Genomic DNA, 13,666 nt, shown 5'->3' on the forward strand with positions numbered 1-13,666 from the left:
CAGCACATGTCAACCATCGAGTACGAGACCGGCTACCTCGGTTCGCTGTTCGCCCTGGAGATCGACAGCGTCGAGATCGGTCGCTTCAAGCGGGTGGACGGGATCAGCTACAGCGTGGAGCCCGTCCCGAGCCAGCACACCACCGACGAGGGCAAGCGCTACTACTACATGTCGCCGGGTCGGGTGACGTTCTCGCCCATCACGCTCACCCGCAACCTGACCGCCGACAACTCGCTGCTCGACTGGCACAAGAAGGTGGCCGAGGAGGGCGACACCGAGCGCAAGACCGGCTCCATCGTCCTCTACGACCGGAAGAACGAGGAGACGGGGCGCTGGAACATCGAGGGCGCCTGGATCATGTCCTGGTCGACGACCGGACTCGACGCCAGCGCCGACGCCTTCGTGGAGGAGACCGTCACGATCTCGGTCGACCGGATCGAGCGGGTCGCGAAGTGACCGACGACGCGTCGGGGTGGCGGGCGACCCGCCACCCCACGCGTCCGGTCGCGCCTCGACCGAGGCGAGCGGACCGCCGCTAGCCCGTTCCCACCCGGACGCCGAGGAGCCACACGTGTCGGAGCTCCGCACCGAGTTCCCCTTCGTCCTGCCGAAGGGGTTCCTCGACGTGGACGGGGTGCTCCACCGCGAGGGCACGATGCGCCTCGCCACCGCCGCCGACGAGGTCGAGCCGCTCGAGGACGGCAGCGTCCGCGGACCCGAGGATCCGTCCCTGCCGCTCGTGGTGCTGGCACGGGTGGTCACGCGCCTCGGGTCGGTCGGACCGCTCAGCCCGCGCGACGTCAGGGACCTGTTCGCCGCGGATCTCGCCCACCTGCGCGAGGTCTACCGGATCGTCAACTACGGCAGCCCCCAGGAGGTCGACCAGCTGCTCGGCGCCGGGACCAACGACAGCACGTCGGCGCCCCACGTCGTGGTCGACGTGGCCGCGGAGGAGGTCACCGGATCGGACATCGCAGCACCGGGACCGAGCGTCCGGCCCACGCCGACCCCGGTCAGTGATGCCGCCCGCGCGATGTTCGGGCGTGCCGCGTCCCAGGGAGCACCGAGCCCCTGGTTGCACGCCGTCCCGACGGAGCGCGAGGTCGACGCGACCGACGTCGCCGTCGCGCCCCATCCGGCGCCGATCAGGAAGCGGGCCCGGATCGAGGAGGTCGGTCGCTCCACCGGCCGACCGGGAGGTCGCTGATGTCCGCCGAGACCATGTTCCGGGAGTCCGGCACCAACACCGCCGCGTTCATCGTGGAGATCGATGGCGTCCCCGCGGGGTCCTTCTCGGAGTGTCACGGTCTCGAGATCACGCTCGAGGTCGAGCACTTCGCGGAGGGCGGTGTCAACGGCTTCGTCCACCACCTGCCTGGCCGGGTGTCGTGGCCCAACATCGTGCTCAAGCGCGGCGTCACCTGGGACGACGAGCTGTTCGACTGGTTCAACGCCTCCGCGGGGGACCGGTTCGCGTCCGACGGGAAGGTGGTGCGGCGACCCGTCGGCATCACCATGGTCAGCTCGAAGGGCAAGCGCCTGCGTTCGTGGAACCTGATCGACGCCATGCCGGTGCGGTGGCGGGGGCCGACCTTCGCGGTGACGCAGGACGGGGTCCCCGACGAGGAGCTCGAGCTGAGCCACCACGGGTTCTCGGCCCAGACCTTCAAGGGGACGTGATGACGACCTCCCACCCGTCTCGCCCGGCGGTCCACCGATGAGCACGCCGCAAAAGGCCTACCTGCAGACCGAGACGGGCACGAGGCTGGACTGCCTGTTCAACCCCGCCAAGCTGGAGGTCGTCCTCGAGAGCAGCTGGGAGGGTCGCCAGATCCCCGGTCAGCAGGCACCCACCCAGCGCTTCGGCGGCGGGCAGTCTGGACGGATCCCGGGGCTCGAGCTGCTGTTCGACACGACCGGCACCGGCGAGAGCGTCACGACCTTCACGGATGCGCTCACGACGCTGATCCGCATCGACGAGGATCTGCCGGGCTTCGACGCGGCGCAGCACAACGGTCGGCCGGCGTGGGTGCAGTTCCACTGGGGCTCCTTCCACTCCTTCAAGGCCGTCATCACGCGCCTCGCGATCAGCTTCAACCTCTTCTCGCCCACCGGTGAACCCCTGCGCGCGCTCGCGACGCTCGACCTGACCCAGTACCAGGACGAGAACGACTACCCCCGCCAGAACCCGACCTCGGGCACGCCCATGCCCGCCCGCAGCCACCGCGTCCAGCCGGGCGAGACGCTCGATCGGATCGCGGCCATCCACTACGACGACCCGACGATCTGGCGGAGGCTGGCGGAGGCCAACGCCGTCCACGATCCGTTCGCGCTCCGTCCAGGCACCCGGCTCGACGTCCCCACGTTGGAGAACTGACGTGAAGACCTCGATCCGCACCCAGACGCCCACGGTGAAGCTCGACGGCGAGGACCTGCGCTCCGAGGTCGCATCACGACTCGTCTGGCTCCGGGTCGAACTGTCCGTGCAACGGGCTGGCGTCGCGACGCTCCGGTTCGACGACCCCTGGTTCGCGATCCTCGACGCCGACACCTTCCAGGTGGGCACCGCGCTGCAGGTGTCGTTCCACACCGACGCCAACGCGCTCACCAGCGTCTTCACCGGCCGCATCACGACCGTCGGTGCTCGTCAGGACGAGGCGAGCAGCACGCCCGTGCTGGAGGTGAGGGCCCACGACGCCAGCCACCGCCTCATCGCCTCCTCGCGCTTCACCGCACACCTCGAGAAGACCCCCGCCACCATCGTCACGGAGATCGCGCAGCGGCACGGCCTCGAGTCGGACGTCGTCGGTGGAGACACGGTGGTCTCCTACCTCCTGCAGTCGGGCACCGACCACCACTTCGTCAGCGAACTGGCCTCGATGCTCGGCTACGAGTGGTTCACCACGGGCGACACCCTGCACTTCCGTCCGCGCCCGACCTCGGCCGACGGCCCGACCCTCGAGTACTCGGACGGGCTGCAGAGCTTCTCGGCGCGCTACTCGGGCACGGCCACGCCCGCATCGGTCGCCGTGCACAGCTGGGACCCGGCGCAGCAGAAGGGTGTCGAGGGAACCGCGGGAGCCGTCACCGAGGCTCCCGATCCGATGGACCTCGGCTCCGACGCGCTGCTCGTCACCGAGCAGCACGACCGTGCCCGCGGCGAGTTCGGTCGTCCGCTCACGGTCGCGTCCACCACCGTGCGGGACGGACCGGAGGCCGACGCCCTGGCCGGTGCGATCGCGCGACGGTTGGTGGGCGCCGGGCTCGAGGTCGAGGGCACGGCGAACGGCAACCCCGCGGTCCGTGCAGGCGGCACCGTCCGGATCGAGGAGGTCGGCAAGAAGCTGAGCGGCGTCTACTACGTCACCGAGGTCGTGCACGAGTTCGCCGAGGGTCAGCAGGTCACCACCCGCTTCGCCTCGACCGGACACCGGGTGGAGGCCGGCCCCGGGTCCCACGCGCTGCCCGGCGCACTGGACGGCTGGGCCAGCGGTGGCCTCCTGATCGGGGTGGTGACCAACAACCAGGACCCGGAGCAGCTCGGCCGGGTGAAGGTCCGGTTCCCCTCCCTCGGTGACGACACCGAGAGCGAGTGGGCGCGGGTGGTCACGCCAGGCGCCGGCAAGGAGCGGGGGCTCGACCTGCGGCCCGAGGTCGATGACGAGGTGGTTGTCGGCTTCGAGCGCGGCGATCCGCGCGCACCCTTCGTGCTCGGTGGCATGTTCAACGGCAAGGCGGCCCCGTTCGACGATGCCGTGGTGGCCGACGGCAAGGTGGAGCGACGGGTGCTCGCCTCCCGGGTCGGCCACGCCATCACCCTGAGCGACGGGTCCGACGAGGCCGACCGGCACGTGGAGATCAAGCTCGCCGACGGCAAGACCAAGGTCCTGATCGGTGAGGACGGCATCTCGATCGAAGCCGCGAAGGGCACGCCGCTCGCGCTCAAGACCGGCGGAGCGTCGTTGACCCTGACGGACGATGAGAAGCTGGTGATCAAGGCCAAGGAGGTCACCGTCACCTCCGACGGGGACCTCACGATGAAGGCGCAGAAGGCTGCCTCGATCAAGGCGTCCACCGGCGCCAAGATCGACGGGGGAACGGCGTTCGAAGCCAAGGGGGTCCAGGCCAAGCTCGAGGGCTCGGCCATGACCCAGATCAAGGGTGGGATGGTGAAGCTCAACTGATGGCCGGCCACCGGATCGGCGACGCCGACACCCCGTCCTTCATCGGGCAGGGGTTCGCCTTCCCGATGCGTGTCGACGCCGACGGGTCGATCGCGCTCGAGGGCGGACACGCCGACGTCGAGAAGGCCATGCGCGTGATCCTGTCCACCGCCATCGGGGAACGTCCCATGCGTCCCGCCTTCGGTTGCGGGATCTGGGACCTGCTCTTCGAACCGATCAACGCCAACACCCTCGGACTGATGGAGGACGCGGTCCGCGAGGCGCTGGCGCGCTGGGAACCGCGGGCCCGCATCGACGGCGTCAGCGTCACGCCCGACCCGAAGGAGGGCGGGGCGGTGCTGATCGACGTCGCGTACACGGTCCGGTCCACCAACGATCCGCGCAACCTCGTGCACCCGTTCTACCTGATACCCGGCGACGACGAAGAAGGCCACCAGTGAGCCTGCCGGTCCCCAACCTCGACGACCGCCGCTTCCAGGACCTCGTGGACGAGGCGAAGCGGATGATCCCGTCGTTGACCCCGGAGTGGACCAACCACAACGTGGCTGACCCCGGCGTGGCGTTGATCGAGCTGTTCGCGTGGATGAGCGAGCAGGTGATCTACCGGCTGAACCAGGTTCCCGACCGCCTCTACGTGGACTTCCTCAACCTCCTCGGCACGTCCCCGTTCTCGGCCGCTCCCGCACGCGTACCGCTGACCTTCTGGTTGTCCGCGCCGACCGAGCAACCGGTGGTGATCCCGGCCGGTACGGAGGTCACGACCGCTGGCGGGGGCACGATCGTCTTCTCGACCGTCGACACGCTCCGGATCCAGCAGCCGACGGTGACCGGGGCGCTGACCTCCACCAGCGAGACGGCCTACACCGACGTGCTGCCGCAGCTGCACTACGACCGCGACACCGTCACCTGCTTCTCCTCCGAGCCCGTGGCTCCAGGCGACGCGTTCAACCTCGGGTTCGACGTCCCGCTCGCGGGACAGGTGGTCGAGCTCACGATCCAGACCGCGGAACGTGGCATCGGGGTCGACCCCACCCGCGTGCCGATCACCTGGGAGGTGTGGTCCGGCGAGCACTGGCTCGCGACCGAGGTGATCAAGGACACCACCGGTGGCCTCAACCAGGGCGGTGCCGTCCGGATGGTCGTCCCGGATGGTCACCGGCCGTTGCTGCTCGGCGGGCAACGCCTGCACTGGCTCCGCGTCCGCCTGCTCGAGGCCGAGGAGGGGCAGCCGACGTTCCGTTCCTCACCGAAGCTGACGAACCTGACCGCGGTCTCCCTCGGCGGCACGGTCGCCGCCGAGCACGCACGGACGGTGCTCGGTGAGGTCCTCGGCAGCAGCGATGGCACGCCGGGGCAGCGCTTCGCGCTGACACACCGGCCGGTCCTTCCCCGGCGTGAGGCGGAGGAGGTGGTCGTCACCGTCGACGGAGCCCCCCAGACCTACACCGAGGTGGCCGACTTCGGCGCTTCCGGGCCTGCCGACCGCCACGTCGTCTTCGACGAGTCGGCCGGGTCGATCGAGTTCGGGCCCCGGGTGCGCTACCCCGATGGCACCAGCGTCCAACACGGCGCCGTCCCACCCTTCGGTGCGCAGGTCACCCTCCCGACCTACCGCACCGGCGGTGGCGCGGCCGGCAACATCGCCGCCGAGCGGCTGACGGCGCTGCGGACCGCGATCGCGTACGTCGACCGGGTCACGAACCTGCACCCCGCGCGTGGCGGCGTCGATGCCGAGACCGTCGACGAGGTGAAGGTCCGGGGGCCGAGGACCCTGCGGACCGGCCAGCGGGCCGTGACGCCGTCGGACTTCGAGCAGCTCACCCTCGAGGCGTCGCCCCAGGTGGCCCGGGCCCGTTGCGTGGTCCCCGATACCCCGCTCGATCCGGTGCACGTCTTGGTGGTGCCGACCAGCGACCGCGATCCGCGGGCCCTCGAGCTCGACGACTTCGCGCTGACCCCGGAGCTGTTCGCCACCGTCCGCCAGCACCTCGATGCCCGACGCACCCTCGGGTCGCTCGTCCGGGTCAGCGCCCCGTACTACCAGGGCGTGAGCGTCGTGGTCAGGCTGCGAGCCACGGAGGGACGATCGGCCAACGCGGTGCGCGAGCGCGTGGACGCCGCGATCGCCAGGTTCCTCAGCCCGCTCGAGGGCGGGCCCCGACGCGACGGGTGGTCGTTCGGCGTGGACCTCCACGCTGCGGTCCTGATCTCCCTGATCGAGGAGGTCCCGGGCGTGGCCGTCGTCGACGAGCTCGCGCTCTTCGAGTACGACCTCCGCAACGGCCAGCGGCTCGGGGACATGGTCGCGGCGATCACGCTCGATCCCGGCGCGCTGTTCCTCGTCGGCGCGAACCAGGTGGTGGTCCGGTGAGGGTGACCGAGCACCGCGCGGACGCGCACCAGTACCCACCCGGTTGGCTGGTGGGACAGCTGCCGGTCGGCATGCGCGACGACGACCTGCTCGTCCGGTTCACGACCATCTTCGAGCGGATCGGGGCGACCCTGCGGGCCGGCGCGGACGGCATCGAGCACATCGTGGACCCCACGGTCACGACGCCCGGGATGCTCGCGCTGCTCGGGACCTGGCTCGGCTACGACGTGCTGGACGACGACCTGCCGATCGACCGTCAGCGGCGGATCGTGACGGCGCTCGGCCGCGCCCTCCCGTGGCGCGGAACGGCCGAGGGCCTGCGTCTGGTCCTCGAAGCCATCACCGGCGGTCCCGTCGAGATCGACGACCCGGGGTGCGTGCTCGCTGCGGACGAGGGGCACCAGAGCGACGGCCGTGTCGTGGTGCGGCTCGGATCGACCGGGCACCTGCGACACCACGAGCTGGTCGCGCTCGTCCGCGACGAGGTCCCCGCGCACCTCGGCGTCGATGTCGTCGTGTCCTCCGACCCAGGATCGGAGACGCCATGAGCGAACCCCGTACGCCCGATGTCGTGCAGACGCCGGGCGAGCGCGCCGAGGTGCGTGACGACGAGGAGGCCCGCACCCCGGTTCCGACCGCGGAGGCGTCGGTGGCGGCACCGCCGGTCCCGACGGAGGGTGAGCCCACCGCGCATCACGTCGTCGGAGCACGATCGGGCAACGGCTCGGAGCACGGCACGGGTGAGGCCGAGGTCGAGTGCCCCGGCTGCGGGCTGCTCGCGGTGGGCGAATCCCCGCGCCCGACCGCGGCCTGGTTCTGTCCTCGCTGTGACTACCCGCTCTTCTGGGCGTCGCCGCCGGCGCCGGAACGAGGAGCCCAGAAGCGAGCCCGCCGCCGGTTGCCCGGCGCCGGCGGCGCGACCGTCCTCGGTGCGACAGCCTGCTGGAGCTGCGGCGAGATGAACGAGCCGGGCACCACCGGCTGCGTCCGCTGCTCGGCGACCCTGCCCCGCCCGCAGACCCCGGAGGCACCACCCCGGATCGTGGAGGTCACCAAGCCCGTCCTCGTCCCACAGCCGTACCGGATCCCGACCGCGACGTGGCCCTTCGTCACCGCCGGCGTGCTGGCCGGCGCGGCCCTGGCCGTCAGCGCGACCGTGTGGGTCCTCCGGCTCGCCGGGCTCCTCGAGCCAGGCGTCGTCGAGCCCGTGACGATCCTGCAGACGGCAGCCACGCTGATCGGCGGTGGGTGAGCGATGATCGAGGAACTCGACCGAGCGCTCGAACGGTGGCTGCGGGCTGCCGTCCCGCTGCCCGCGGGCATCGCCGAGATCGGGTTCGACCCGCCGGAACGTGACTGGGAGTCGCGGCGCTCGACCCCCCTCGTCAGCATCTTCCTCTACGCCGTCGCACCCTCGAAGGAACAGTCCACGGGCAGCCGGGTCGTCCCCCGATCGGGAGGAGGGCTCGCGCGCGAGGCCACCGTTCGGGTCCTGAGCGCCCGCTACCAGATCAGCGTCTGGGGCGGCGGTCCGAGCGTCGAGCACGACCTCCTCGGGCGCGTGATGCGACTGTTGGCCGCCCACCGGGCCATCCCCGACGAGCACCTGAGCGACGTGCTGCGGGCCGCCCGTCCCACCCCCGTCGTGTCGCTGGAGCCCGACGAGAGCACGACGACGACCGATCTGTGGAACGCCCTGTCGGTGGCGCCACGCCCAGCGATCCAGATGCTGGTCGAGGCACCAGCCGGCCCGCCGGTGGCGGTCCCCGTGAACGACCCACCGACCGCGCTCGTCCTCGCGACCACCGACCGGACGGGCACGGCGTCACGGTCGCTGCGGCGCAGGACGTTCGGACGGACGGAGCCGAGCGCAGCCGGGGGGCGTGCCATCGGGCGGCGCGGCTCCGCGGTGATCGAGGACTCGGGTCGCTTCAACGTCGAGGCCGACCCCGGTGACAGCATCGTGATCGAGCCGCCTGGCACGGAGCAGGCGACGTGAGCCTCGACTACGTCGCGCCGGAAGGCCCCCCTCAGCTCCAGGCCGAGGTGTTGACCCCCGTCGTCCGCTTCAGCGGCACCGGCCGCATCATCCTCGTGGTGCAGGTCGTCAACCCGACCCCGGTGATCGAGTCGGTGACGCTCGATCTGCTCTCCCCCGTCGGGATCTCGACGCGGCAGTTCCCGGACCAGATCACCCTGCTCCCGCACGAGACCCGTCAGGCCGAGCTCGAGGTGGCCTTCCACGCACCGCTGCCGATCGGGAGCCACGAGCTCAGCGTGCTCGTCATCGGTGCCTCGGGCCTCGCGCGGCCGGCAGCGTTGCCCGTGGTGGTCGAGGTGCCGCCGCGCGACCTGGCTCCGGTCCTGTCCACCAACGGCCACGCACCCACGACAGACCTCGACCTCGGTCCACCTCAGCTTCGGGCCGACCTCCTCACACCCCGCGTGCAGCTCACGGTCGGGGAACCCGTCGAGCTCGCGGTGCGCATCCACAACACCACCCCGGTGATCGAGACGGTCACGCTCGACCTGCTCTCGCTCATGGCGGAGTCGACCACGCAACACCCGGAACGCATCACGCTGTTCCCCGAGGAGAGCCTGCAGGTTGAGCTCGAGGCACGCTTCCACCCGACCCTGCCGGCCGGGACCCACGAGGGCCTGCTCGTCGTGACACCCGGCTCGGACGCACTCCGGCCCACCGAGCTGTGGCTGACGGTCGACGTCCCGGTCCTCCCAGCGCTCTCCATGCGGGTCGAACCACCGGTCCGAACCGGTGGGCGATCGGGACGTTTCGAGGTCGTGCTCGACAACGCCGGGAACACCCCGCTCGATGTGCGTGTGGAGGCGGTGGACGCCGAACGCGTCTGCGAGCTGACCTTCAACCGGTCGCGGATGGCGCTGCGTGTCGACCAACACACCACCTCCGATCTGCTCGTCCGGGCCAAGCGCAAGTGGACCGGGGCACCCGTCGAGCACGCGGTCACCGTCACGGCCAGGTCGGGCGACATCGTCGAGACCTCCCAGGTGCAGTACCGGCAGAAGGCCGTGCTCACCCCGGGCGTGATCACCCTGCTGACGCTCGGCTCCATCGTGGGGCTGTGGGCGCTGGTGATGTTGTTCGGTATCCAGAGCGCGTTCGGTACACCCGACCCGGTGAAGGTGATCCCGTCCTCGTTCCACGAGGGCATCAACCAGGATCACCTCGACGTGGCGTTGGTCGGCGGTTCGGTCACGGGGGATCTGGTCGCGGCGAGCACGGCCGCACCGGTCGAGCGGGTCACCGTGGAGGTGTTCGATCTCGACGGGCAGGTCGTGACCGCGACCGCGTCCGACGGCGACGGCGCCTACGAGCTCGACGGGTTGCTCCCCGGGCGGTACCGCCTGCGGCTGCGTGCGCCCGGCTTCGAGGAACGCTGGTGGCCGTCCGCCTCGGATGCCGCGAGCGCCGGCGAGCTGCTGGTCGGCCCGTCCGAGACCGCCGAGGCCGCCACCGTGACCCTGGAGGGGCTCCCGGCAGCGCTCGGTGGGCAGGTCGTGGCCGGTGACGGCGACGCCGTGGTGACCCGCGTCGAACTGGTCGCCGTCGACCTCGTCGACGAGCTGCCGCCCGTGACGGTGACGACGGACGAGAACGGGATCTGGGAGGCGACGGGCCTGGTCGCCCCCGCGACCTACCGCATCGCCTACACGGCCGCGAACTACGACCCCGTCGAGGTGACGCAGGTCGTCGGCGGGGGCGAGCTTTCGACCGTCAACCCGGTCCGTCTGCCCGCGGCTCGGGGGGCGATCGCCGGCACGGTCCTCGACCTTCACGGCATCCCGGTCGGTGGGGTGCAGATCGTCGCGCAGCGTGGTGATGACGAGCTCACGACGACCACGCCGACCAGCGGCGAGATCGGCGCGTTCGAGTTCACCGACCTCGAGACGCCGGCGACCTACCTGCTCACGTTCACCGCCGAGGGGTTCGCCGGCGAGACCCAGGCCGTCCGGCTCGAAGCCGGCGAGGAGGTCCGTGGCTTCACCATCGAACTGCCCGCCGCCACGGGCACGATCACCGGCATCGTCGACGACGCCAGGGGACAGCGGCTCGGTGGGGTGACCGTGACCGTCACCGGCAGCGGCGGCGTGCTGACCACCGACACGCTGACCAGCGGCGACATCGGCTCCTTCCGCCTCCCCGGGCTCGCCCTGCCCGGCACCTACACCGTGAGCTTCGACGCCGAGGGGTTCGAGCGCCAGACCGTCCAGGTGACGATCGACGCGTCCGACCCCACCGGCCACGCGTCGGCGACGCTGCGGTCGTCGGTCGGTGCGATCGAAGGTCGGGTCGTCGATCGCAGCGACAACGACGCGCCGATCGCGGGGGCGGAGATCAGCATCTCCGACGGTGAGACGACCCGTCGGACCACGACCGCCTCGGCTCCGAGCGCGGACGTCGGACGGTTCCGCGTCGGCAACCTCCCCGCAGGGTCCTACACGATCACGGTGTCGACACCGGACGGCCGGTCCCTGACCGTGATGCAGCGGGTCACCGCGGCGGGCGTCGCGCAGACCACCCTGCGGGTGCGGTGATGGACCTCGACGGGTTGGACGTCGCGCCACGGACCAGCGGTGGCAACGACCGGGTACGCGCTGACATCGACGCGGCGGAGGTGTTCGTCACCAGAGGCGAGGCGGCCGTCGTCCAGGTCGAGGTCACCAACGTCGACCGGATCATCCGCTCGTTCCAGGTCGGGGTGCTCGGGCTGGACCCGGACTGGATCGAGGTAGGCGACACCGTCCTCGACCTGTTCCCGGGGGAGCGGCGTGACGTGCTGGTCGCGTTCACGTTGCCCGAGGCCTTCCCGTCGGGTCGGCGCAGCGTCGCCATCGAGGTGAGCGAGCCGACGGCGGAGGACGACGCCGCCGTGCTCCTCGCGTTCGACCTCGTGGTGACCCCGCTCGAGGGGCTCACGCTCAAGGTCGAACCCGAGGCGATCACGATCGGCCGGGACGGATCGGTCCTCCTCCACCCGGCGAGCACCGGCAACACGATCGCCGATGTGTCGTTCACGGCGGTCGACCCCGAACGTCTCACCACGACGATCTTCGAGCCTCCCGCCGTTCGCCTGCTCCCGGGCGAACAGGGGGTGACCAGGGCGACGATCACCGGACAGCGTCCGTGGTTCGGTGTCCCGGCGGTCCGGCTGGTGACGTTCACGGCCGCAGCGGGGGCGGTCTCGGTGGACGCCGTCGCGGTGGTGATGCAGCGACCACGGATCGGCCGCCGCCTGCTGACGTTCCTCGGTCTGCTCGCCGTCATGTCCCTGTTCGCCTTCGTGATCCTCCAGGCCTTCGGATCGGTCGCCGACCGTGCGGCCGCGAGCGAGAAGCTGCTGGCACAGGGGTTCGGCTCCCACGACACCGCACGGGCGACCTCGGCGGGCATCTCCGGTCGGGTGACCTCGACGACCGCGGGTGGTGTGGACGGCGCGGCCGTGGCGTTGTTCGACGCGGCGAGCCCGACGCTGCCGATCCGGTCCACGGTCACCGACGCGGGGGGCCGGTACCGCTTCGGTTCGCTCGCCGAGGGCTCCTACCTCCTGCGGGTCGACGTCGCCGGGTTCGGGGAGCGCTGGTACCCGGAGGGTGAGAGCGTCGCGGAGGCCGAGCCGGTCGACATCACCTCCGGTACGGCATCGCCGGACGACATCGACATCACGCTGGTCGGTCGACCGGGATCGGTCGCAGGGACCGTGCTCGGCGAGGACGTCACCGGCGCCACGGTCGCGGTCGAGATCCCTGGCGCATCGATCGAGGGTTCCGACCTCGAACCGGCCGCCGCGGTGGTCGCCTCGGTCGAGCTCGACGCGACGGGAAGGTTCGTGCTCGAGGACCTGCCGACGCCGGCGACCTACGACCTGCTGGTCTCCAAGCCGGGGTTCGCGACCGACGCCAGCACCGTCGCGCTGCAGGCGGGGGAACAACGCGACGGGCTCGAGGTGCTGCTGCGACGCGGCGACGGTCGCATCACCGGCACGGTGGTCGACACGTCCGGCGAACCGCTCCCCAACGTGTCGATCTCGGCCACGGACGGCGTCACCACGACCCCGACGCGCACGCTCAGCAGCGGTGCGGACCGCGGTTCCTTCGAGCTGCGTGACCTGCCCACCCCGGGGACCTACACGCTGACGGTCACCGCCGAGGGGTACTTCGACCACTCGGTCACGGTGCCACTGGATGCGGAGGAGCGCGTGCTCGGCCTGCAGGTCGTGCTGACCTCCGGTCGCGGCAGCCTCACCGGACGGGTCACCGATCCGGAGGGACGAGGGCTCGGGGGGGTCGACATCACGATCGTCGGCGCGGACGTCGAGAGCCAGACCACCTCGCTGAGCGCCGACGAGGTCGGGACCTGGTTCGTGGACGATCTGCCGGTTCCCGGCACCTACACGGTCACGTTCGCACGTCGGGGGATGACGACCCAGGCCCTGTCGGTCGAACTGGTGCCGGGCCCGGCCGCCACTCGCTCGGGTGTCGACGCCGTGCTGGCGCCGGCGACCGCCTCGGTCCACGGGATGGTCACGGACCCGGCTGGCGAGGCGCTCAGCGGGGTCGTCATCGTGCTGCACGACGGCGAACTCGAACGACGGACGATCAGCAGCGACGTCCCGCCGGGTCGGTACCGGCTCGACGAGGTCCCGCCAGGGGTCTACACGATCACCTTCAGCCGGCCGGGATCACGACCGCAGACGCAGCTCGTGGACCTGAGGGGCGGGGACGTGCGCGAGGTCTCGGTCGTCCTCGAGCACCAGGCTCGGTTGCGGGGCACGGTCACCAGTGGTCAGGGAGCGACCCCGGAGTCCGGCGTCGGCGTCTTGGTCTACAAGCAGGCCGAGTACCCGCAGACGGTGGTCGCCCAGACCGTCACGGCTGCCGATGGGACCTACGAGATCATCGGCCTCGAGGCCCCGGAGACGTACGTGGTGGAGTTCCGCATCCCGGCCGGCGGCCCGATCGCCGGCTCGGAGACCCGTTTCGTCCAGGCCGGGGCGACGATCACCGTGGACTTCCACTCGTGAGCGCGCCGGCCGGCCGCCGATCGCCACCCGCGCTGCGGCGTGGGTCGCGCGGA

Annotated in this window: 12 protein-coding genes; all 12 read left to right on the plus strand. The window is 71.2% G+C overall.

Annotated features, from left to right (window positions below):
* Positions 1–6 precede the first annotated feature (6 nt).
* Entirely contained in the window at positions 7–456 is a 450-nt protein-coding gene (locus NITAL_RS11225) for a phage tail protein (protein WP_052666301.1), read from the plus strand.
* Between the two features lie 115 nt (positions 457–571).
* Positions 572–1,207 carry a hypothetical protein gene (locus tag NITAL_RS11230; protein WP_052666302.1) on the plus strand — a complete coding sequence of 212 codons (636 nt, stop codon included), beginning with the start codon at positions 572–574 and terminating at the stop codon, positions 1,205–1,207.
* On the plus strand, positions 1,207–1,680 hold the full coding sequence (locus tag NITAL_RS11235; protein ID WP_211262345.1) for a phage tail protein: 474 nt from the start codon (positions 1,207–1,209) through the stop codon (positions 1,678–1,680). Before NITAL_RS11230 ends, NITAL_RS11235 begins: the two co-directional genes overlap by 1 nt.
* 37 nt (positions 1,681–1,717) lie before the next feature.
* Entirely contained in the window at positions 1,718–2,377 is a 660-nt protein-coding gene (locus NITAL_RS11240; RefSeq protein WP_052666303.1) for a CIS tube protein, read from the plus strand.
* 1 nt (position 2,378) lies between these two features.
* Positions 2,379–4,184: a VgrG-related protein gene (locus tag NITAL_RS11245; RefSeq protein ID WP_052666304.1), complete on the plus strand. Its 1,806-nt coding sequence runs from the start codon at positions 2,379–2,381 to the stop codon at positions 4,182–4,184.
* The gene (locus NITAL_RS11250; RefSeq protein ID WP_052666305.1) at positions 4,184–4,624 is read left to right on the plus strand and encodes a GPW/gp25 family protein; all 441 of its coding nucleotides are present in this window, start codon (positions 4,184–4,186) and stop codon (positions 4,622–4,624) included. The genes NITAL_RS11245 and NITAL_RS11250 overlap by 1 nt, the downstream gene beginning before the upstream one ends.
* Positions 4,621–6,555 carry a putative baseplate assembly protein gene (locus NITAL_RS11255; RefSeq protein ID WP_052666306.1) on the plus strand — a complete coding sequence of 645 codons (1,935 nt, stop codon included), beginning with the start codon at positions 4,621–4,623 and terminating at the stop codon, positions 6,553–6,555. The genes NITAL_RS11250 and NITAL_RS11255 overlap by 4 nt, the downstream gene beginning before the upstream one ends.
* Positions 6,552–7,103, plus strand: a complete 552-nt coding sequence (locus NITAL_RS11260; RefSeq protein WP_157041776.1) for a phage tail protein — start codon at positions 6,552–6,554, stop codon at positions 7,101–7,103. Before NITAL_RS11255 ends, NITAL_RS11260 begins: the two co-directional genes overlap by 4 nt.
* On the plus strand, positions 7,100–7,807 hold the full coding sequence (locus tag NITAL_RS11265; protein WP_052666308.1) for a hypothetical protein: 708 nt from the start codon (positions 7,100–7,102) through the stop codon (positions 7,805–7,807). The genes NITAL_RS11260 and NITAL_RS11265 overlap by 4 nt, the downstream gene beginning before the upstream one ends.
* A gap of 3 nt (positions 7,808–7,810) precedes the next feature.
* Positions 7,811–8,554, plus strand: coding sequence for a Pvc16 family protein (locus tag NITAL_RS11270; RefSeq protein ID WP_052666309.1), 744 nt, complete (start codon positions 7,811–7,813; stop codon positions 8,552–8,554).
* Positions 8,551–11,127: a carboxypeptidase regulatory-like domain-containing protein gene (locus NITAL_RS11275; protein WP_052666310.1), complete on the plus strand. Its 2,577-nt coding sequence runs from the start codon at positions 8,551–8,553 to the stop codon at positions 11,125–11,127. Before NITAL_RS11270 ends, NITAL_RS11275 begins: the two co-directional genes overlap by 4 nt.
* Positions 11,127–13,613: a carboxypeptidase-like regulatory domain-containing protein gene (locus NITAL_RS11280; protein ID WP_052666311.1), complete on the plus strand. Its 2,487-nt coding sequence runs from the start codon at positions 11,127–11,129 to the stop codon at positions 13,611–13,613. Before NITAL_RS11275 ends, NITAL_RS11280 begins: the two co-directional genes overlap by 1 nt.
* The last annotated feature ends 53 nt before the right edge of the window (positions 13,614–13,666 follow it).

Origin of the sequence: Nitriliruptor alkaliphilus DSM 45188, assembly GCF_000969705.1 — a bacterium.
In the GTDB taxonomy this organism is placed as follows: Bacteria; Actinomycetota; Nitriliruptoria; order Nitriliruptorales; family Nitriliruptoraceae; genus Nitriliruptor; species Nitriliruptor alkaliphilus.